This is a genomic window from Thioalkalivibrio sp. ALJ3 (assembly GCF_000377205.1).
Taxonomy (GTDB): domain Bacteria; phylum Pseudomonadota; class Gammaproteobacteria; order Ectothiorhodospirales; family Ectothiorhodospiraceae; genus Thioalkalivibrio.
Genome location: NZ_KB897905.1, coordinates 473,502 through 493,697 on the forward strand (window position 1 = coordinate 473,502; position 20,196 = coordinate 493,697).

Here is a 20,196-nt window from a genome sequence, read left to right on the forward strand (position 1 = left end):
CCTTCGTCAGTGCGCGGAAGGCTCCGGGGCGATGGCGCTGTAGATCGCGGAATAGTCGGCATCCGCCAAGCCGCGATCCTGCGCCTGCTCCAGTAGCTGCGCCAGAAGCGGCAGCCATGGACCAACGAGCTGCGCGTCCTCGGCGGCGCGATCGACCAGGCGGACGTCCTTCAGCAGGTGCTTGACCGGGAAATTCGCCGTCCCGAAGTCGCCGGAGAGCATCTTGTCCAGTTTCTTGTCGAAGGTCGGCGCATACAGCGCCGACTCACGCAGGATGTCCATGAAGGTATCGACGTCCGCCCCTTCACGGCGGACCAGCCCGAGACTGAGGGAGAAGGCGGCGGTGAGGCTGGCAATCAACTGATTGAACGCAAGCTTCAACGCCGCACCCTGGCCCACCGGGCCGACATGCCGCGGGTTCTCGCCCAAGGCGGCCAGCAGCGGACGGGCCCGCCCGAAATCCTCCGCCGCATCGGCCCCGGCCATGACCAGCAAACGCCCTTCGCGCGCTTCCGGAATCGACCCCAACACCGGCGCCTCGACGTAACAGGCCCCGGAACGGCGCAGGTGCTCGGCCAACTGGCGGCTCTCCGCCGGCAGGATTGTCGCCATCTGGATCACGCAACGCCCGTTCAGCGCGCCTTCCGGCAATGCCCCCAGCACCGACCGGATTGCGGCGGCGTCGGAAAGCATCAGCACCAGGGTGTCGGCCCCTGCGACGGCGATCGCCGGCTCGGTGTGGACCGTCACCCCCTCGCTGGCCAGGTCACTGGCTCGCTCTGACGTGCGGTTGTACGCCTCGACGGCAAAACCGGCGCGCAAAAGACGCAGGCCCATGGGTTGCCCCATGAGCCCGCAGCCCAGCAGCGCCACGCGCGACGCAGCCATAAAACACCTCCTCCTACTTGATCTTTTCGTCCAGGTCTTCCGAATACCCTAAAAGGGTATGCGGAGGGGGGGCCTCTTTCTGGTACTTGGTCGGGGTCAAGGCCTCGGTTTGATGCAGGCTCTTCCACAGGCCGATTACCATCACCAGCATCACGACCGAAAATGGGAGACCGACACTGATCGCAGCGGCCTGCAACGCGGCAAGACCTCCAGCCAGCAACAGGATCGAGGCAACAACCCCCTCAAGGATCGCCCAGTAGACCCGCTGGGTTACGGTCGGGTTGCGTACGTCACCCGACGCCAGCGTGTCGATGACCAGGGAGCCTGAGTCCGATGAAGTCACGAAGAAGGTCACGATCAGAACGGTAGCCGCGGCCATCACCAGCACGGCAAACCAGTCCCACAACGGCATGGCCTGGATGGTCGCGAACAGCGCGGTGGAGACGCTCTCCTCGACTGCACCGGTCAGATCGGCCACGCCGCCCAGTTCGTAGCTCATCGCGGTTCCACCGAACACGGCCAGCCAGACGAAGGCGGCGGCGGTCGGGGCGAGAAGCACACCGGCCACGAATTCACGGATCGTGCGCCCGCGCGAGACACGGGCGATGAACATACCGACATACGGTGCCCAGGAGATCCACCAGCCCCAGTAGAAGATGGTCCAGGCAGTGGCCCAGCCGGTTTCGTCGATGGTATCCGCCCACAGACTCATCTCGGGCAGGTGCTGCACGTAGTTGCCGGTCGACTCCACCAGCACACGCAGAATGAACAGTGTCGGCCCCATGATCAGGAGCAGCGCGACCAGGAGCGCCGCCAGTCCGATATTAAAGTTGGACAGGCGTTTGATCCCGCGGTCGATCCCCAGGGCAACGGACCCCACCGCGATCAGGGTGATGATCGCGACCAGGGTGATCTGCATCTGCGTGGATTCCTCGATCCCGAACACGAAATTCAGGCCCGAGTTTATCTGCATGACCCCAAGGCCCAGCGAAGTAGCCACCCCGAACATGGTCCCGAACAGGGCCAGGATGTCGATCAGATGCCCCCAGGGCCCATAGATGCGGTCACCGATGAACGGATACAGCGAGGAGCGGATCAGCAACGGCAGGTTATGCCGGTAGGCATAGTAGGCCAGCGACAGGCCGACGACGATGTAGATCGCCCAGGCGTGCAACCCCCAGTGAAAGAAGGTATAGCGCATCGCCTCGGCCGCGGCCTCGCTGGTTTCTCCCTCGGCATGCGGCGGACTCAGGTAATGGTACATCGGCTCGGCGATGCTCCAGAACAGCAACCCGATGCCCATGCCCGCGGAGAAGAGCATCGCGAACCAGGCGGCGTAACTGAAACGCGGCACCTCGAACTGGTCCCCCAGCCGTATGGCCCCATAGCGCGAAAACATCAGGTACAAAGAGAAGACGAGGAAGATCGTCACCACCAGCATGTAATACCAGCCGAGATATTCGGAGATGCCGGTCTGCAACTGCTCGAAAATGACTTCCGCCCGCTCCGGGAACAATGCCCCGAACAGCACGAACACCGTGATCGCAAGGGTGGAAACCCAGAACACCGGGCTGCAGATCACGCCAAACCCGGCGATCCGGGTCTGGTTCAGCCCCGGGCTCGAAGACGACTCTTCCATGCTTGGCTCCCCTATTCTTGTGTTGCATTCGGACGCCGCACCGGCGTGTTCGGCACACATCGGGACATTGCATCCCGATCCTTCCCGCATGCCTGACGGTCGGGGACGCGCTCAGCCAGCGAAATCGTGGAGCCGACTGATAACGCCCTTACCGTAGCCAATGGCCTGGCAAACTGCAAAACGCTTCAGGAAACACGGATCCATGCGGGGAGCGCAAACGTGCATGTCAATCCGTGTTTCCTTTACCGGCCGATTCGTCGGAACGGCGCCTGAGCAGGAGGCCTCGAGCCTGCCCGCTCACCCGCTCGCGCTCGATGTCCCAGCCGGCATTGATCACAAAGGCCGGGGCGACCTCGGACTCCAATTCCGCATAGACGTACGCGGACGGCGCGAGCCAGTCCTGCGCGACCAGAGCGGCGAGTGTCGGGGCCACCAGCTCCTGACCAAAGGGGGGGTCAAGAAAGACAAGGTCGAAAGCCCCTCCTGTGGGAGGCTGGCCCAGCAGCCGGGCCACGTTGTCGCGGCGAATGTGTACCTGGTCTGCGCCAAGACGTTCCCGGTTGGCCTCGAGCTGGGAGGCCGCCCGCGCGTCACGCTCGACGAGCCAGACTTCACCTGCGCCCCGCGAGGCGGCCTCGAACCCCAGGACACCGGTGCCGGCATACAGGTCCAGCACCCGCGCTCCTGGCAGGTGCGGCTGCAGCCAGTTGAACAGGGTCTCGCGCTGGGCATCCGCAGTCGGGCGCAGCCCCCCGACAGATAGCACGGGCAACCATTGGCGGCGCCAGGCCCCGCCAATGATACGGATGCGCGCGCTGCGCCCCGGCGGGGCGCGCCTAGTCTTCCTGACCACCAACGATGACCGTCACCAGGGCTTCCGGGTTGAGGCGGTCGGCCAGTTGCGCATTCATCGCTTCCAGCTCCACCGCCTGAATGCGCTCGACATAACGCTCCAGATAGTCATCGGACAGTCCATAGAAACCAATCATGCCGAGCAGACTGACGATGTCACTGTTGGAGGCCAGCGACAACGGAAACGAGTTGATCACGTTCTCGCGCGAGGCCTCCATCTCGTCGGGTTCCACACCGTCGGCGTGCCAGCGCAAGACCTGCTCGCGCAGCACCTCGACGGCCTCGTCCGCCTGCTGCACGCCGGTCTGCATGTTGATCACGAACGGCCCTTCGGCCGCCATCGGCTGGAAGCGGCTGTGCACCGAGTAGGCCAGCCCACGGGCGCTGCGCACCTCCTGGAACAGACGCGAGGTGAAGCCGCCACCACCCAGGGCGTGATTCGCCAGCGTCAAGGCGAAGTGGGCCTCGTCCCCCCGGCGCAGGGCCGGCGCCCCCATGAAGATGTGTGCCTGCTCGGACGGAAACGCGATTCGTTCCTCCACGGGTTCTTCGCGCATCGGCACCGGTGGCAGGGGGTCAACCGCATCGCCACGGGGCAGCGCGGCCGAGATCCGCGCAGCCAGTTCCTCGGCCTGCTCGCGGCTCACCCCGCCGGTGATCGCCAGCGAGCCGTTCCCTGCCGCGTAGTGACGTTCGAAAAAGGCCCGCGCATCGTCGCGCGTAATCGCCTCCAGGGTGTCGACCTCGCCACCCGGCCAACTGGCGTACGGATGACCCTCATACATCAACTCGTAGAAACGTCGACTGGCCACCGCGGCCGGTTCCTGGCGCTCGCGCTGCAGGGACTGCAGGGCCTGCCGGCGGCTGCGCTCGAAATCGGCCTCGGGAAAGGCGGGGGCGGACAGCACATCGGCCAGGGTGCCGACGGCCGTGTCCATCCAGTCCGGCTCGGTCAGCGTTCGCAGGCTGATGATCGCCATATCCCTCAGGGAGCTGGTGCTGAATCGGGCGCCGACCGATTCGAAGCGTTCGGCCAGTTCGGAGGCATCCATGTCCTCGGTGCCATGACGCAGGCCACGAGAAGTCATCATCGCCAGGCCTGGCAGATCGCCATCCCGCGCCGCGCCGCCATCGAAGGTCAGGCGCAGGTCCACCATTGGCAGGTCCGGTGCCTCGACATACAGGACACGCAGCCCCTCGTCGGTCTCCCAGCGGTCGATCTCTATCGCCTGGGCCGGGATCACCAGCAGGGTCAGCGGCGCCAGGGCCAGACCCGCAAACAGGGAACGACGCGCGAGTTTCTTGATTGCGTGCAGCATTAGTGATCCCCCTCCGGATAGCCACCATCGAGATCCGGGGCACCGTAGGGCCCGGGCGCCGGGGTATCTTCGTCATCCATCGGCTGCGGGTCGAGGATCCCGACCGTGCGCCGCTCGGGGACCAGGTACTCGCGCACCACGCGCTGAACATCCTCGGCCGTCACCTCGCGCACCCGCTCCAGGAACCGATCGTTCTCGCGCCAGCCGACACCAACGGTCTCGAGCATGCCCAGCTGGAAGGCCTGGGCCCGCACGGAATCCCGCTCGTAAACCTCCGAGGCGATCACCCGTGCCTGCACACGTTCCAGTTCGCGATCATCCACGGGCTCCTCGGCAAGGCGGTCGATCTCGTCCAGCAGCGCCTGCTCCAGGCTCTCGATATCCGTCCCCGAGGCGGGCACGGCAGCGACCATGAACAGGTCGTCCAGACGCCCGAACGGGCTGTAGCGCGCGGAGGTGGCGCTCGCCAGTTCCTGTCCCCGGACAAGTTCACGGGCAAACCGCGAGGCCTCGCCCGAATCCAGAATGCCGGCGGCCACCAGTAGGGCATAGGCATCCTCGTGCGAATCCAGCGTATTCAAGACCGGGGCCTTCCAGCCCATCATCAGAAACGGCACCTGGGCGGGGGCCTGCACGGTAATCCGACGTTCCCCGGTCTGCGGAGTCTCCCGGCGCGGCTTGGCTTCGGGCAGGTTGCCGCTAGGGATCGAGCCAAAGTGCTTCTCGGCGGCGGCGATCACCTCGTCGGCGTCGACATCGCCCACAACCACAACGACCGCGTTATTGGGGTGGTAGTAGCGGTCATACCAGTCCTGGAGATCCTCCAGGGTGTAGGACTCGATGTCGGTCATCCAGCCGATCACGGGCTGGCCGTACGGATGATTGAAAAAGGCCGTCGCCATCAACTGCTCGCGCAGCAGGGCATTCGGCTGATCCTCCACGCGCAGGCGCCGCTCCTCCTGCACGACCCGCAGCTCCGGACGGAACTCGTCCTCCTGCAGCTTCAGGTGCTGCATGCGCTCCGCCTCCATGGCCATCACCGTCTCCCAGTGATCGGACCCGATGACCTGGTGGTACCCCGTATAGTCGCGTCCGGTAAACGCGTTCTCGCGCCCGCCCATGCGCGCGACGATGCGCGAAAACTCGCCCGGCTCGTATTTCTCGGTGCCGCGAAACATCATGTGTTCCAGCATGTGCGAGATGCCGGTGATGCCGCTGTGTTCATCGGCGGATCCCACGCGGTACCAGACCATGTTGGCCACCACGGGTGCGCGCCGGTCCTCCAGCACCAGCACGGTCAACCCGTTGTCGAGCGTGGCCTCCACCACGTCCGACTCGATATCCAGCTCCCCGGCCACGACACTGGCACCGATCAGCCAGACGGCCATCCATCCAACGAGACTTCCGAGCACTGCTCTACGCATTGCAATACGATCCCCGTGCTAGCATGAACACTTTCTACTGGACCACCTGAAACATGTTCGGTTTCCGCAAGAAGAAATCCGAAGAATCCACCGCGCCCAGCCCCGAAACCACGCCGGAGGCGCCGCCGGAAACCGCTGCGGATGGCCAGCCAGCCCGTGGGGGCGGCTGGTTCCAGCGCCTGCGCCAGGGCCTGGCCAAGACCGGCCAGGCGCTCGGCGGCGACCTCAAGAGCCTGTTCCGGCGCAAGATCGACGACGAACTGTTCGAAGAGCTGGAGGAACGTCTGCTCCTGGCCGATGTCGGCCTGGATGCGACCCAGCGGATCATGGATCGTATCACCCGCGAGGTAAAACGGCGCGAACTGGACAACGCCGACGCGCTGATGGACGCGCTCGAGACCGCAATGGTGGAGATTCTGGAGCCGGTCTCGCGGCCCCTGGAGATCCCGCAGGCCGAGCGACCCTTTTCGATCCTGGTGGTCGGCATCAACGGCGCCGGGAAGACCACCACGATCGGCAAGCTGGCGCATCGCTTCCAGGCGGAGGGCCGTTCGGTCCTGCTGGCCGCCGGGGATACCTTCCGAGCGGCCGCCGTCGAGCAGCTGCAGACCTGGGGCGAACGCAATGATGTCCCGGTGATCGCGCAGGGAACCGGGGCCGATTCGGCCTCCGTGGTCTACGACGGCCTCCAGGCTGCCCAGGCGCGCAAGACCGACATCCTGATCGCCGATACCGCCGGACGCCTGCACACTCAGACCAACCTGATGGACGAAGTACGCAAGGTGAAACGCGTGATGGGCCGCCTGGACGAGAACGCCCCGGACGAGGTGCTTTTGGTGGTCGATGGCGGCACCGGCCAGAACGCATTGAACCAGGCACGCCAATTCCACGAGGCCCTGGGCCTGACCGGCATCGTGGTCACCAAGCTGGACGGGACCGCCAAGGGCGGCGTCCTGTTCGCGCTGGCGGAGCAACTGGGCGTGCCGGTGCGCTTTATCGGTGTGGGCGAGAAGGCCGAAGACCTGCAGCGCTTTGATGCCCGCGCGTTCGTACGCGCACTGCTAGGGAAAGACTGATCAATGTACACGCTCGCGTTGGTACCCCAGGTTTTCCGAGACAAGGCGCGTCGAGCAGCGGGTAGTGGTTCTACCCGCCCGTTTTTGACTGGTTCGGGGCGCAACGCAGGATCGGGGAACCTGGGGTGCCAACCCCGAAGGGGCTCGGCCGCCCGTTGTTATCGCAAACGGGCGCTCGCACGGCGTTGCGGCTCCCTTGTGCAGAATGACTGCACGGCAGTCGCCGCGCCTTGTTCGCGCGCAAAAGCGACTCGAGCGCGAGCGTGTACATTGATCAGTCTTTCCCTGGATCGCGAGGAAAACCAGGCAGCATGATCCAGTTGCAGCGCGTAACCAAGCGCTTTGGCAGCGCGGCCGATGCGCTGTCCAATGTCAGCCTGAGAGTGGATGCGGGCGCCATGGCCTTTGTCACCGGCCCGTCCGGGGCCGGCAAGAGTACGCTGCTGCGACTGATCGCCGGGCTGGAGCGCCCGACCCGCGGTCGTATCCGCGTGAACGGGCACGAGCTGGACCGCCTGTCGGCTCGGGCCATCCCGCGTTTTCGCCGCAGTATCGGCCTGGTCTTTCAGGACCATCGCCTGCTGTTCGACCGCCCCGTGTTCGACAACGTCGCCCTGCCGCTGGAGATCCTGGCCTATCGCCGCCCGGAGATGCGCAAGCGGGTACGCGCGGCGCTGGACAAGGTCGGGCTGCTGCACAAGGAGACGGTCAACCCGCGCACCCTGTCCGCTGGGGAGCAGCAGCGCGTCGGCATCGCCCGGGCCATCGTGCACCGGCCGGTGCTGTTGCTTGCGGACGAGCCAACCGGCAACCTGGACCCGGCCTTGTCGGAAGAGATCCTCGCGCTGTTTGACGACTTCAACCGAGTGGGCATGACCGCATTGGTCGCGAGTCATGACCTGGAGCTGATCGGCCGCATGGGCAAACCGGTCCTGCACCTGGAAAACGGCCGCATCGAAGCCCGCGGCGGGGCGAGCGCATGAGACCCGGGCGCCGCCTGTTCGATGCCCTGCCCGCCTGGCTGGACAGCCACCGCGATGCCGCTCGGCGCAGTCTTGGCCGGCGACTGCAGGCCCCGGTACTGAGCCTGATCACCATCGCGGTACTGGGCTTCATCCTCGCGCTCCCCGCCTATCTCTGGGTGCTGCTGGACAACGCGCGCGCCCTGTCGGCGCATGTCGACCACGACCCGCGCATCGCGCTTTATCTCGATCATGTCGACGAGGAAACCGCCGACCGGCTGCAGGATGCGTTGGATGACGACGAACGCGTTGCACGCTGGGAGCGCATCGACGCCGACACCGCACTCACTGCTTACCGCGACAGCCTGCCGGACCCGGAACTGCTGGACTGGCTGGAGGACAACCCGCTACCGGACGTGATCGATGTTGTACCCGCCAGCACGCAGCCGGACACGGTGGCGGCACTGCGCGACGACCTGCGGGCACTGGCGCCCGACGCCGGAGTGGTCGCCGACGACGAATGGGTACGCCAGCTCAACAGCCTGCACGAGCTGGGTCTGCGCATCCTGTCCGTGGTCGTCGCACTGCTGGGCCTCGGCGCCGTGTTGATCCTGGCGCTCGCCACCGCCTCGGAGCTGCGCGAACGTCAGGAAGAGATCGCAATCTCGCGCATCAGTGGCGCAACCCACCGCTTTCTGCGCCGCCCGTCGCTGTACGGGGGTGTGCTGACCGGGTTCGGTGGGGGTATCTTCAGCGTGATCCTGCTGCTGGTGGGGGTCGCGTTGAGCCGCGAACCGCTGACCGAGGCCGCCGCCGCGTTTGATCTGGAGTTCACCCTGCGCCTGCCGCATGCCGGGGATATTCTGGGCCTGATCCTGGTGGGCCTGATACTGGGCTGGCTGGGCGCACGACTGGGCAGCGGCCATGCCCTGCGCGACGCGCCCTGAGCGCGCGCGGAGCAACAAAAACTCCCGGAACTTTCAGCGGGTTTAGCACTCTATTCCCGCGAGTGCTAATCTCTGTCTTTATTCTCTGGAGGCATCCATCACGATGAGCAGCAAGGCCCTGGCAACCGTGCATGCAGACCTGCCCGTTCCCGTCGGGAACCTGGACCATTACATGCAGGCGGTCAGCCGGATCGAGGTACTGGACCCGGAACAAGAGCGCGAACTCGCCCGGTCGCTGCACGAACGCAACGACCTGGACGCGGCGCGCCAGCTGATCCTGCACAACCTGCGCTTCGTCGTGCATGTGGCCCGTGGCTACCAGGGCTACGGCCTGCCCCTGGGTGACCTGATCCAGGAAGGCAATGTCGGCCTGATGAAGGCCGTGCGGCGCTTCGACCCGAACCAGGGGGTCCGCCTGGTCTCGTTCGCGGTGCACTGGATCCGCGCCGAGATCCACGAGTTCATCCTGCGCAACTGGCGCATCGTGAAGGTGGCAACGACCAAGGCGCAGCGCAAGCTGTTCTTCAACCTGCGCAGCGCCAAGCAGCGCCTCGGCTGGATGTCGAACGACGAGGTATCGGCCGTCGCCCGAGACCTCGGGGTATCCGAAAATGACGTCTGGGAGATGGAGCGGCGACTGTCCAGTCAGGATGCGAGCTTTGACCCCGCGCCCGACAGCGACGACGAGCACAGCTACCTGGCCCCGGCCCAGCGCCTGAGCCTCGAGGACATGAGCGACGACCCGGCGCAGGTGGCCGAGGACGAGGACTGGGACCGTCATTATCAGGAACGGCTGGCCAGCACCCTGGGCGAGCTGGACGAGCGCTCCAGGGACATCCTGGCGCGGCGCTACATGAGCGAGCCCAAGGCGACGCTGCACGAACTGGCGGCGGAATACGGCGTCTCCGCCGAGCGCATCCGCCAGATCGAGAACAACGCGATCAAGCGCATCCGCACCGCCTTCGCCGACTGACGCGACAACCTCGGCTGCGCCCAACGAAAAAAGGCCCCGACCGCTTGTGCGATCGGGGCCTTTTTTGATGGCTTCCGGCGCCGCTCAGGCGGCGCGCGGGAATCCCTGGCTCAGCCGCCGAACAGGATCACCGAGAAGAAGCTGATCCAGGACCAGATGATCAGGGCGGCAGTGAACGTCAACGGGAAGTTCGCAAAGGTAAACCACTCACGCATAGCCAAAGCCCTCAACACACATCGATTTAAGAATGGATAAAGGGTAAGCGGGAGGAGGCCACGGCGCAAGTTTCCGGATCAGCGCGGTCGGTCTTCCGGTCGCTGCGTCTCCCCGGTCTTCCGGTCCTTTTCGTCGTCGGTGGTCGGGATCCGCGGGTCATCGTCATCCATCAGGATACGGTGCGCCGGGCCCTCGAGGTCATCGTACTGCCCCGACCGTATCGCCCACAGCAGGACCATCCCCACGACCAGGGCAAACAGCATCGCCAGCGGAATCAGCAGGTACAGAATCGACATGGCAACCAGTCTACTCGTCCTGCGCCGAGCCTCAACCCGGGGGCGAGGCGGGCGCCTCGGTGGGCGCGCGACTATCGTGCTCGCGCGGAGCAACCACGCGGTCGCGCCCCGGACGCAGACGCAGGGCATTCCCCACCACCAGCAAGGAGCTCATCGACATCCCCAATGCGGCCAGCCAGGGCGTGAGCAGGCCGGCCGCGGCAATCGGCAGAGCCACCACGTTGTAGGCAATCGCCCAGGCAATATTCTGGCGCACGATCCGGGTCGTGCGACGGGCCTGATCCAGCGCCTCCGGTAGCCGATCCAGGCGGTCGGACGTCAGCACGAGATCGGCCTGGGTCTGCGCCAGACGGGTGCCGCCGCCCATCGCCAGGGAGACGTCGGCTCCCGCGAGTACCGGCGCGTCGTTGATTCCTTCCCCGGCCATCAGCACGGTGCGGCCCTCGGCCTGGAGTTCGCGTACGTGGCGCAGCTTGTCCTCCGGCGTCAGGCCGCCATGAAACCGGTCGATGCCCAGGTGTTCGGCGAAGCGCTGCCCCGCCTCCGGACGGTCGCCGGTCAGCAGGATTACCTCGAGCCCGCGCGCGGACAGCGTCGCGACGGTCTCGGCCGCCTCCGGCCGTGGTGTGTCGGCGAGCCAGAAGGTCGCAACCGGCTCGCCGTCCACCACCAGCCAGATCGGTGAAGCGAACGAATTGTCCACCGGGGCCTCGGCGGCCGGAGGCTCCGTTTGCGACAGCATTCCACGCCCCCCGATTGCCACCTTGCACCCCTCAATCTCGCCAGTAAGGCCGCTTCCCGGCTCATTGTGTACGGCCCGGGCTGTCACGTCGGAGGCGGCCCCGGCCTCACGGAAGGCACGTGACAGCGGGTGCTCGGAATGGGCCTCCAGCGCGGCCGCCCAGGCGCGCCAGTCCTGCCCTGGCGGCGGCGCCACGTGATCGTTCTGCGCCACCACGCGCGGGCGGCCCTCGGTCAGGGTGCCGGTCTTGTCGAGGCAGACGGTATCGACACGCGCCAAAGCCTCCAGGGTGCGTCCACGTGTCACCAGCAGGCCGAGGCGCGACAGCGTACCCGTCGTCGCGGTCAGCGCGACGGGTGTTGCCAACGCCAGCGCGCAGGGGCAGGTGGCGACCAGCATCGCCACCATCACCCACAGCGCCCGGCTCGGGTCGATCCAGGCATACCAGACGAGGCCTGCCAGCGCGGTCAGGAGCAGGACCGCCCCGACAAACCAGCCGGTTCCGGTTTCCGCGAGCCGGGCGATCCGGGGTTTCTCGCTTTGCGCGCGATCGAGCAGGCGCTGGATTGCGGCCAGCGTGGTCTCGGCGCCGACGCGGCGTACCTCAATGACCAGCGGACCATCGACATTGACGGTGCCACCCACCACCTCGTCCTGCGCGGCGACGGGTTCGGGGTCCGGTTCACCCGTGAGCAGAGCGCGATTGATGGTGGAGCGCCCCTGGACGACGACGCCATCCGCAGGGACCGATTCGCCGGGGCGGACACGCACATGATCGCCGGGGATCAGGTCGCCGAGCGCCACGGGCTCCTCCTGGCCACCGGCATCCAGGCGATGGGCCAGTGCCGGCACCATTCGATCCAGGCGATCGATGGCCTGACTCGCATGCTGGCGCGCGATCAGCTCGAGGTAGCGACTGGTCAGCAGGAAGAAGACAAACATGACGACCGACTCGAAGTAGACATGCTCGCCGGTCCCGAGCAGGACCGCGTAGAGGCTGGCCACGTAGGTGACGATGATCGCCAGGCTCACCGGGACATCCATGCCGAGCCTTCGCTGGCGCAGGTCGCGCCAGGCGCTCTGGTAGAACGGGATGGCCGAGTAGAACACCACCGGGGTGGTCAGGGCCGCTGCCACCCAGCGCATAAACTGCATCAGGTCCGCGTGCTGGGGGTCGTCCTCGCCCAGCCAGATCGCCAGCGCCAGCATCATCACCTGCATCATGCCGAGGGCGGCCACGCCGATCCGGCGCAGCGCGATACCGCGCTCGCGGGCAATCGCCTGCTCGCGGGTGCCCGGGTCGTACGGGTGGGCGTGGTAACCGATATCGCGGATCGCCTTGAGGATCTCTGACAGGGCAATGCGCTCCGGATCCCAGACCAGGCGGGCACGATGGGTGGAGTAGTTGATGCTGAAGGCAATCACACCCGGTAGCGACTGTACATGGCGCTCGTTCAGCCAGACGCAGGCGGCACAGGTGATGCCCTCGAGGATCAGCGCGGCCTCGAGTCGGGAGCCGTCACCGGTGTCTGCCGCCGGCGTCACGAACGAGCGCTGGACGGCCTCGGTATCGAAGAGTTCGAGCTCGCGCAGCTCGTCAGGGACCAGTGGCTCGCCGGCCTGCCCGGGCGGCGTCGGTCGGTGATGGTAGTAAGCCCCCAGACCGCGTTCGATGATGGCCCCGGCAACGGCCTGGCAGCCGGGGCAGCAGGTCGGCCGCTCGCGCCCCTCGAACAGGACCGGGTAATTCGCACCGCCCGGAATCGGCAAACCGCAATGAAAACAGCCACCGCGCGTGTCAGTGGGCGTGGCCGTGGAATCGGGTTCGGGGCGATATCCGCTCACCGGCGGTCGGCGAGATCAGCTGGAATGACCGCGCACGCGCGTACGCGCCTGCTGCTCCACCAGCTGTCCGTCGTGCTCGACATGGAAACGCAGGTCCCAGCGTCCCGGCGATGGCAGCGTCAGCTCGACCTGATAGAGCCCTTCACCAATCGGCTGCATGCTGAAAGCCTGGTCGCGGCGCTCGTCGGCGACCCACATGAAGGTGCCGCTGACGTCGGCGTCGGAGATCGGCCGCCCCTCGGCGTCGCGGACTTCAACCTGGAACGTGGCGGTCTCGCCCTGAACCGGGCTTTCCACCCAGCCTTGGCGCACCTGCCAGCCGAGTTCGCGCTGTTCCTGGAGCCGCGTCATGCGATGCACGGCGAGGGCCTCGTCGCGCTCCTGGATGCCGCCGACCGTACCGGGGAAGGCCGAGGTGACGCGCTCGGCCGGTGTCTCGGGCTCGGGCAGCAGGGTGCCGATGTAGCGCTCCGGCATGCCGTTATGGGCGAGCGTGATCAGCACCGCCTGAACCGACGCGATGATCGTAAAAAAGCCGACAATCACCAGCGGGGCCCAGTGCAGGCTGAACGACCCCTTCTGCCCATCCTCGGCTTCCGCCTCCTTCTGCGTCAGGATAATGCCCAGGCCATAAGGCACGATAATGTACAGTGCCAGATGAATCGCGAACACGTCCGCACCCTGCCAGGTCAGGATGGAGGCCGGGATGAACACAAACAGCATGATCGCCACCACCACGGCCGCCGTGTTGTAGGCGCGCAGACGGGTGAACTTGTAGATCAGCGCGAACAGCAGGGCGAGCGCTGCGCTGCCCAATCCAAGGGAAATGACGAGATTGCTCATGATGTCTTCATCGTATCGTTCCGGCGCAGCAGGGTATCACTCGGTTGGCGCCGCGCCAGTTTCGCCAGCCGTATTGTCGTAATCTTTCCCGGGCCATCAGCGGTAGCTGAAGCGGGCATCGGCCTCGACGGGCTCGATTCGCCCTTCACGGTCACTGATCACGAAATGGAAACGGATCGGTGAATCCGCGCCGGCCTCCACATCGTGGCGCACTCGAGCCAGCACGGTCAGGCGCTGGCCGGGTTCGAGCCGGATCTGCTCGACCTGCCCGAGGTCGAGATCCGCGCCTTCCAGACCCGCGATATCGAGGGCGAAATCCAGCTCCTGGTCGGAGACATTGTTCAGGCGCAGCTCGTAGCTGTTTTGTACCCGGCCATCGGACATCTGCACGAACAACGGCTGGCGCACCTGGTTGACGTTCACATCGACCGGCGGGCGCTCGAGGATGCTGAATACCAGCGCCCCGATCACCACCAGGACCGCGGCTCCGTACCCCAGGGTCTTGCCCTTCAGCCAGCGCGTCTTTTCACCCTGCAGCTCGTGTTCCGAGGAATAGCGGATCAGCCCGCGTGGCCATCCCTGCTTGTCCATGATGGTGTCACAGGCATCGATACACAGTGCACAGTGGATGCACGAGACCTGCAGCCCGTCCCGGATGTCGATGCCCGTCGGGCAGACCTGGACGCAGTAGCCACAGTCAATGCAGTCCCCAACTCCGGCCGCCTGTCGTTCCTCGCGCGTCTTCAGTCCAGCCTGCACCTTCGCACGCCCGGCCGTGCCCTCGCCACGGTTCGGGTCGTACGAAACGATCAGGGTATCCTGGTCGAACATCACGCTCTGGAACCGGGCATACGGACAGATAAAGGTACAGACCTGTTCACGCGCCAGTCCGGCAAAGGTATAGGTGGTTGCAGTCAGCAGGCCGGCGGTCACGTAGGCGGCAAACCTAGCATCACCAGTAAAGAAGTCGCGCACCATGGTCGGTGCATCGGCCCAGTACAGGACAAACCCAAGCCCGGTCGCAAACGCCACGAGAAGCCAGGACAGGTGTGTCGCACCCAGCTTCCAGAGCTTCTCGAAATTCCACGACTGTTTGGAGAGACGGATACGGGCCGGGCGCTCGCCCTGGATCTTGCGCTCCAGGTACATGAACACGTCGGTCCACAGCGTCTGGAAGCAGAAATAGCCACAGAACACACGACCCAGCACCCCGGTGACGAAGAACAGCAGAAGGGCGGCCAGCACCAGGAAACCCGCCAGCCAGAAAATGTCCTGCGCGTAAACGACCAGATCAAACAAGAAGAACTGCCGGTTCGGGATGTCGAACAGCACGGCCTGGTTCGGCCCGAACTCGCGATCCCAGCGCAGCCATGGGAGGCCAAAAAATACCCCGTAGGCCAGAAACAGGATCCCGGTCTTGAGGTTGCGAAATCGGCCTTTGACCGATCGCGGATGGATCGGTATGCGGGCCTCGTAGATTGGCTGGCCTTGCGCCATGAATCCTCCCGGGCAGAACCCGGCGTGCGCACACCACCATGTGCGAGGGAATGTATCCCAACGGAAGCAGGGGCCCGTACGGCCGTCAAGAAACCCGCGCGGAACCCCTGTAGTGCAACCCGGGGCGCGCCCGCTGGCGAGCCCCGGCGATAAATCCTTTACTACTTACTGACCGCCACCCAGGGAATGGACGTACGCGGTCAGCATCTTGATCTCCTCGTCAGACAGACGATCGGCAAAGGCGGGCATTTCGCGCTGGATGCCGTCGCGGACGAAGTTGGCCACCAGGCGCAGACGCTCGGAATCGCTGTCCGCACCCGGCACGTCGATCAGACCCCAGATGTTATTGGTCAGATTCGGCGCGCCCTGCGAGGCCAGCCCCTGTCCATCTTCGCCATGGCACTGGAAGCAGCCGCCTTCCATACCGGTAAAGATCCGCTCGCCGGCATCCGACATGTCGGAATCGACGTCGTAATCGTTCAGCGACAGCACATAGGCCGCCACTTCGTTCAACTGATCACTGGAGAGCGTGTCACGAAAAGCCGGCATGAAACCCATGCGACCTTCGCGAATCGTCTGCTCGATCTGGTCCACGGTACCGCCCCACTTCCAGTGGTCGTTACGCAGGTTCGGGTACTGGCCGATCACGCCGGCGCCACCAACCTGGTGGCAGGCCGCACACCACGTGCCAAAGGAGCCCTGCGCATACGCGTTCACGAAACTCATGGAGTCGGCATCCGCCAGGATCGTCTCGTAGTCCTGCGCGGCGACCTGCTCCAGCATCTCGCGCTGGCGCACCGCGTACTCGCCGGTCTGCATGTCACGGGCCAGCAGGGCACGGGTGTTCCAGTGCGTGGTGCGCTCTTCGCCACCCACCTCGTAGGTGATGGTGGCAAAGCCCTTGGTGAAGCTGTCGCCGATCGGCCAGGCCGGATAGATCAGCCAGTAGACCAGCGCAAACACGACCGTGGCGTAGAAGCCCCACAGCCACCAGCGCGGGAGCGGGTTGTTGTATTCCTGAAGATCCCCGTCCCAGACGTGCCCAGTGGTTTCGACCTGGTTCTTATCGCCCTGGTTTTTATCGTGGTTGTCCTGTGTGCTCATTGCTTTTCGCTCTCGGTTTTGTCGCGCCGGGCCGTGGGCTCCAGGTGCGAATCATCTTCTTCCAGAGGAATGTAGCGGTACGTCTCGAACTTCTTGGCCCGTGTCGGCTTGGCGAACAGGTAAATCACGATTCCGATGAACGTGCTCATGAACAGCACCAGCGCGAACATCTTGCTGTTGCCGAGATCCGTGATCCATTCCCAGGCTGCTGCCATATCTCCCAACCTTGGCCGGGCCGAATTCCCTAGCGGAATTCGGCAAAGTGGCCGTCATCGTATTCGCTGAAGTCCACCATGGTGCCGAGCACCTGCAGGTAGGCCACGAGGGCGTCCATCTCGGAGATGAACGAGGAGTCACCGTCGAAGTTCTCTTCCTGCGCCTGTTCGATCAGCATCTCTTCGGCGTTGTTGATATCGAACATCCGGGCGTGTTGCTCGCCGAACTTCTCGACATTGGACTCGTACTCCTCCTCGGTAATCGAGTACGGCACCCCGACGCGCTTCAGGGCGCGCATGCGCGCCGCGATATCGGAATAGTCCAGCGGCGTGGTCGCCAGCCACGGATAACCGGGCATGATCGACTCGGGCAACAGGGACCGCGGGTCGATCAGGTGCTGAACGTGCCATTCGTTGGAGTACTTGCCTCCCACGCGTGCCAGATCCGGTCCGGTGCGCTTGGAGCCCCACTGGAACGGGTGGTCATACATCGACTCCGCCGCCAGCGAGTAGTGGCCGTAGCGCAGCATCTCGTCACGGAAGGGCCGCACCATCTGCGAATGGCAGGTGTAGCAACCCTCGCGGACGAAGATGTCACGCCCACGCTGTTCCAGCGGGGTGTAGGGGCGCACGCCGTCCACTTCTTCGATCGTGTCGTCGATGTAGAACAGCGGGACGATTTCGACCAGGCCGCCCACACTGATCACCGCGAGCGTCAGGATGATCAGCAGGCCGGCATTGGTTTCAACGCTTTCGTGCTTCATGGATCTAGTCTCTCCCTATCAGGCCGTGCGGGCTTCGGCCGCGCGGGCTTCTTCACGCTCGCGAGCTTCGGACTTGATGCCCATGCGGACGGTCATGGCGATGTTCCAGGCCATGATCAGCATGCCGGCGAGGAAGAACCCGCCACCAATGGCACGCACCACATACGGACGATGCAGGAACACCACCGACTCGGTGAAGGTGTAGGCGAGGTTCCCGTACTGGTCGAAGGCACGCAGCATCAGGCCCTGACCGATACCGGCCACCCACATCGCGGTGATGTACAGCACGATCCCGATGGTCGCCAGGAAGAAGTGCACGTATACGAGCTTGAGGCTGTACAGGTTGACGCCCCACAGACGCGGGATCAGGTGGTACAGCGAACCGAAGGTGATCATCGCCACCCAGCCCAGCGCACCGGAGTGCACGTGGCCGACGGTCCAGTCGGTGTAGTGCGACAGCGCGTTCACGCTCTTCAGCGACATCATCGGACCTTCGAAGGTCGACATGCCGTAGAACGACAGCGCCGTGATCAGGAACAGCATGATCGGGTCGGTGCGCAGCTTATCCCAGGCCCCCGACAGGGTCATGATGCCGTTGATCATGCCACCCCAGGAGGGCAGCAGCAGCAGGATGGAGAAGGTCGCCGCCAGGGTGGAGACCCAGTCCGGCAGGGCGGTCCAGTGCAGGTGGTGCGCCCCCACCCACATGTACAGGAACACCAGCGCCCAGAAGTGGATGATCGACAGCTTGTACGAGTAGATCGGTCGACCGGCCTGCTTGGGCACAAAGTAGTACATCATCCCGAGGAAGGCCGCGGTCAGGAAGAAGCCCACCGCGTTATGGCCGTACCACCACTGACGCATCGCGTCCTGCACGCCGGAGAACAGCGGGTAGGAATCGGTGTGGAAGATGCCGACCGGCACCTCGAGGTTGTTGAAGATGTGCAGCAAGGCTGTCGCCAGAATGAACGACATGAAGAACCAGTTCGCCACATAGATATGCGGCTGGTTCCGACGCAGCAGGGTCTGCAGGTAGATCCAGAAGTAGGCCACCCACACGACCAGGATGATGATGTCGATCTGCCAGTTGAACTCGGCGTATTCGCGACCCTGGGTGATCCCCATGGTGTAGGTGATCACGCCGAGGATCAGCGCCAGGTTCCACCCGTAGAAGGTGAAGCTCGCCAGCGAATCACCATACAGCCGTGTCTGACAGGTGCGCTGGACGACATAGTAGGACGTCGCAAACAGGGCGTTACCACCGAAACCAAAGATGACCGCCGTGGTATGTACCGGACGGAATCGGCCAAAGGTGATCTGGGCGATATCGAAGTTCAGGAACGGAAATGCGAGCTGCGAGGCAATCCAGACCCCGGCCGCCATGCCAAACACGCCCCAGAGGACGGCGGCAATCGCGAAACGCTTGACGATCGCGTAGTTGTACTGCTCGGTTGAAGCGACTGACGTTGCGGGTACGGAACCCGCCGTAGTGGCTGCTTGCGACATGACTTTTTCCACCTTGCTGCGGGGAACACGGATGTCCCGATGGTTTCGGGGGGCGTGAACTTTACCCCATTCCAGACGCACAAAAAACCAAGACCGCCTGTAACACTCGGAAATAGCCCCAAATCAGGCGGAACTTTCAGCGCCGGAGAGAATACATCTTTATGGTCTTGCTCTGCGAGGGGCCAATCGCCCCGCATTGATCTGGATCAAGAGACCGGCCGAACGGGAATCACCCGGCCTTGCGGTTTCGAGGGCGGCGGGGCCTCCGGCACCCAGGCGTGACCGTACACAACCTCCCAGGTCGCCGGCAGACGATCCTCGACTGCGAACGCCCGCGCATAGGCTTCCGCCACAGCCTGCAGCCGACGCGGGCCCAGCAGTCCGCGCGCACGCCCGGCCAGCGCATTGCGCACCCCCACCCCGCGCAGATCCCGCAGCAGGGTCTGGAAATCGCCGTAGGTGAGCGTCAGGGTCTCTTGGTCCATTACCGGGTCCGCGAACCCCGCGCGCACCAGGGCGTCGCCGATGTCATGCATATCGACAAAGGCATTCACGTGTTGCGCGCCCCCGCCGTCGACCTCGGCAAAGGCCGCGCGCAACTCGCGCAGGGTATCCGGGCCGAAGGTGGAAAAGGTCCACAGCGCCCCCGGCGCCAGCACACGCCGCACCTCCGTGAAGGCCTGATCGAGGCTGGAACACCACTGCAGCGCCGCACTGGAGGCCGCCAGATCGTAGTGCGCCTCCGGCAGGGGTAGTGCCTCGATGTCCGCACATACGGCCAGCGGCCGGCGCCACCAGTGGCCCCGACGCTGCGCCGCCGCGACCATACCCGGGGCAAAGTCGACACCGGTCAGCTCGGCCTTGCGGTAGCGCTGCCGCAGGAGATCCAGTGCCTCCCCGGTCCCGCAACCCAGATCGAGCACGCGGGCCGGTTGCAGCTTGACCAGATCGAGTCGCTCGAGCAGCCGCCCCTGGACCTCGCGCTGCAGCACCGCATGGGCCTCGTAGCCCGCGGCCGCCCGCCCGAAGGCCTCGCGTACGCGCGCCTTGTCCAGTGCGTATTCATCCGCCCCCGTCATGGATCGCCG

18 protein-coding genes are annotated in these 20,196 nt (G+C 65.0%); 4 read left to right on the forward strand and 14 right to left on the reverse strand.

What is annotated here, in order from left to right:
- Positions 1-6: 6 nt before the first annotated feature.
- The 5 genes from C935_RS0102300 to C935_RS0102320 form a co-directional block, all read right to left on the reverse strand.
- The gene (locus C935_RS0102300; RefSeq protein WP_018860897.1) at positions 7-888 is read right to left on the reverse strand and encodes an NAD(P)-dependent oxidoreductase; all 882 of its coding nucleotides are present in this window, start codon (positions 886-888) and stop codon (positions 7-9) included.
- A gap of 13 nt (positions 889-901) precedes the next feature.
- The gene (locus C935_RS0102305) at positions 902-2,527 is read right to left on the reverse strand and encodes a BCCT family transporter (RefSeq protein ID WP_018860898.1); all 1,626 of its coding nucleotides are present in this window, start codon (positions 2,525-2,527) and stop codon (positions 902-904) included.
- A 226-nt stretch (positions 2,528-2,753) separates the two neighbouring features.
- Positions 2,754-3,335 (reverse strand): 16S rRNA (guanine(966)-N(2))-methyltransferase RsmD, encoded by a 582-nt coding sequence (rsmD, locus tag C935_RS0102310; RefSeq protein WP_255349347.1) that lies wholly within the window; start codon positions 3,333-3,335, stop codon positions 2,754-2,756.
- Between the two features lie 28 nt (positions 3,336-3,363).
- Positions 3,364-4,698 (reverse strand): pitrilysin family protein, encoded by a 1,335-nt coding sequence (locus tag C935_RS0102315; protein ID WP_018860900.1) that lies wholly within the window; start codon positions 4,696-4,698, stop codon positions 3,364-3,366.
- Positions 4,698-6,086, reverse strand: coding sequence for a pitrilysin family protein (locus C935_RS0102320; protein WP_018860901.1), 1,389 nt, complete (start codon positions 6,084-6,086; stop codon positions 4,698-4,700). The genes C935_RS0102315 and C935_RS0102320 overlap by 1 nt, the downstream gene beginning before the upstream one ends.
- 89 nt (positions 6,087-6,175) lie before the next feature.
- On the opposite strand from C935_RS0102320, the gene ftsY reads away from it, so the two are divergent.
- From ftsY to rpoH, 4 genes are all read left to right on the forward strand, one after another.
- The gene (ftsY, locus tag C935_RS0102325) at positions 6,176-7,198 is read left to right on the forward strand and encodes a signal recognition particle-docking protein FtsY (protein WP_018860902.1); all 1,023 of its coding nucleotides are present in this window, start codon (positions 6,176-6,178) and stop codon (positions 7,196-7,198) included.
- Positions 7,199-7,509: 311 nt separating this feature from the next.
- Positions 7,510-8,181: a cell division ATP-binding protein FtsE gene (gene ftsE, locus C935_RS0102330; protein WP_018860903.1), complete on the forward strand. Its 672-nt coding sequence runs from the start codon at positions 7,510-7,512 to the stop codon at positions 8,179-8,181.
- On the forward strand, positions 8,178-9,107 hold the full coding sequence (locus tag C935_RS0102335) for an ABC transporter permease (protein ID WP_018860904.1): 930 nt from the start codon (positions 8,178-8,180) through the stop codon (positions 9,105-9,107). The genes ftsE and C935_RS0102335 overlap by 4 nt, the downstream gene beginning before the upstream one ends.
- 103 nt (positions 9,108-9,210) lie before the next feature.
- Complete coding sequence (gene rpoH, locus C935_RS0102340) at positions 9,211-10,080, forward strand: RNA polymerase sigma factor RpoH (RefSeq protein ID WP_018860905.1); 870 nt, start codon at positions 9,211-9,213, stop codon at positions 10,078-10,080.
- Between the two features lie 293 nt (positions 10,081-10,373).
- On the opposite strand, the gene ccoS is transcribed toward rpoH, so the two are convergent.
- From ccoS to bioC, 9 genes are all read right to left on the reverse strand, one after another.
- Positions 10,374-10,592: a cbb3-type cytochrome oxidase assembly protein CcoS gene (gene ccoS / locus C935_RS0102350; RefSeq protein WP_018860906.1), complete on the reverse strand. Its 219-nt coding sequence runs from the start codon at positions 10,590-10,592 to the stop codon at positions 10,374-10,376.
- A 31-nt stretch (positions 10,593-10,623) separates the two neighbouring features.
- Positions 10,624-13,179 (reverse strand): heavy metal translocating P-type ATPase, encoded by a 2,556-nt coding sequence (locus C935_RS0102355; RefSeq protein WP_026278601.1) that lies wholly within the window; start codon positions 13,177-13,179, stop codon positions 10,624-10,626.
- Between the two features lie 15 nt (positions 13,180-13,194).
- Positions 13,195-14,022, reverse strand: a complete 828-nt coding sequence (locus tag C935_RS0102360; protein WP_018860908.1) for a FixH family protein — start codon at positions 14,020-14,022, stop codon at positions 13,195-13,197.
- A 96-nt stretch (positions 14,023-14,118) separates the two neighbouring features.
- Positions 14,119-15,519 (reverse strand): cytochrome c oxidase accessory protein CcoG, encoded by a 1,401-nt coding sequence (gene ccoG, locus C935_RS0102365; RefSeq protein ID WP_018860909.1) that lies wholly within the window; start codon positions 15,517-15,519, stop codon positions 14,119-14,121.
- Between the two features lie 165 nt (positions 15,520-15,684).
- On the reverse strand, positions 15,685-16,623 hold the full coding sequence (gene ccoP / locus C935_RS0102370; RefSeq protein WP_018860910.1) for a cytochrome-c oxidase, cbb3-type subunit III: 939 nt from the start codon (positions 16,621-16,623) through the stop codon (positions 15,685-15,687).
- Positions 16,620-16,838, reverse strand: coding sequence for a cbb3-type cytochrome c oxidase subunit 3 (locus C935_RS0102375; protein WP_018860911.1), 219 nt, complete (start codon positions 16,836-16,838; stop codon positions 16,620-16,622). The genes ccoP and C935_RS0102375 overlap by 4 nt, the downstream gene beginning before the upstream one ends.
- Before the next feature lie 29 nt (positions 16,839-16,867).
- Complete coding sequence (gene ccoO, locus C935_RS0102380; RefSeq protein ID WP_018860912.1) at positions 16,868-17,602, reverse strand: cytochrome-c oxidase, cbb3-type subunit II; 735 nt, start codon at positions 17,600-17,602, stop codon at positions 16,868-16,870.
- 18 nt (positions 17,603-17,620) lie between these two features.
- Positions 17,621-19,108 (reverse strand): cytochrome-c oxidase, cbb3-type subunit I, encoded by a 1,488-nt coding sequence (gene ccoN, locus C935_RS0102385; protein ID WP_012981573.1) that lies wholly within the window; start codon positions 19,106-19,108, stop codon positions 17,621-17,623.
- A 206-nt stretch (positions 19,109-19,314) separates the two neighbouring features.
- Positions 19,315-20,187: a malonyl-ACP O-methyltransferase BioC gene (bioC, locus tag C935_RS0102390; RefSeq protein ID WP_018860913.1), complete on the reverse strand. Its 873-nt coding sequence runs from the start codon at positions 20,185-20,187 to the stop codon at positions 19,315-19,317.
- Positions 20,188-20,196: the final 9 nt, after the last annotated feature.

What these genes read in the sequence shown, in the direction of transcription:
- C935_RS0102315 (WP_018860900.1), bottom strand. Translation starts at nt 4,698, where the DNA reads ATGCTGCACGCAATCAAGAAACTCGCGCGTCGTTCCCTGTTTGCGGGT.
- C935_RS0102305 (WP_018860898.1), bottom strand. Translation starts at nt 2,527, where the DNA reads ATGGAAGAGTCGTCTTCGAGCCCGGGGCTGAACCAGACCCGGATCGCC.
- ccoG (WP_018860909.1), bottom strand. Translation starts at nt 15,519, where the DNA reads ATGGCGCAAGGCCAGCCAATCTACGAGGCCCGCATACCGATCCATCCG.
- C935_RS0102300 (WP_018860897.1), bottom strand. Translation starts at nt 888, where the DNA reads ATGGCTGCGTCGCGCGTGGCGCTGCTGGGCTGCGGGCTCATGGGGCAA.
- ccoO (WP_018860912.1), bottom strand. Translation starts at nt 17,602, where the DNA reads ATGAAGCACGAAAGCGTTGAAACCAATGCCGGCCTGCTGATCATCCTG.
- ftsY (WP_018860902.1), top strand. Translation starts at nt 6,176, where the DNA reads ATGTTCGGTTTCCGCAAGAAGAAATCCGAAGAATCCACCGCGCCCAGC.
- ccoS (WP_018860906.1), bottom strand. Translation starts at nt 10,592, where the DNA reads ATGTCGATTCTGTACCTGCTGATTCCGCTGGCGATGCTGTTTGCCCTG.
- bioC (WP_018860913.1), bottom strand. Translation starts at nt 20,187, where the DNA reads ATGACGGGGGCGGATGAATACGCACTGGACAAGGCGCGCGTACGCGAG.
- C935_RS0102360 (WP_018860908.1), bottom strand. Translation starts at nt 14,022, where the DNA reads ATGAGCAATCTCGTCATTTCCCTTGGATTGGGCAGCGCAGCGCTCGCC.
- ccoN (WP_012981573.1), bottom strand. Translation starts at nt 19,108, where the DNA reads ATGTCGCAAGCAGCCACTACGGCGGGTTCCGTACCCGCAACGTCAGTC.
- ftsE (WP_018860903.1), top strand. Translation starts at nt 7,510, where the DNA reads ATGATCCAGTTGCAGCGCGTAACCAAGCGCTTTGGCAGCGCGGCCGAT.
- rpoH (WP_018860905.1), top strand. Translation starts at nt 9,211, where the DNA reads ATGAGCAGCAAGGCCCTGGCAACCGTGCATGCAGACCTGCCCGTTCCC.
- C935_RS0102320 (WP_018860901.1), bottom strand. Translation starts at nt 6,086, where the DNA reads ATGGCCGTCTGGCTGATCGGTGCCAGTGTCGTGGCCGGGGAGCTGGAT.
- C935_RS0102335 (WP_018860904.1), top strand. Translation starts at nt 8,178, where the DNA reads ATGAGACCCGGGCGCCGCCTGTTCGATGCCCTGCCCGCCTGGCTGGAC.
- C935_RS0102375 (WP_018860911.1), bottom strand. Translation starts at nt 16,838, where the DNA reads ATGGCAGCAGCCTGGGAATGGATCACGGATCTCGGCAACAGCAAGATG.
- ccoP (WP_018860910.1), bottom strand. Translation starts at nt 16,623, where the DNA reads ATGAGCACACAGGACAACCACGATAAAAACCAGGGCGATAAGAACCAG.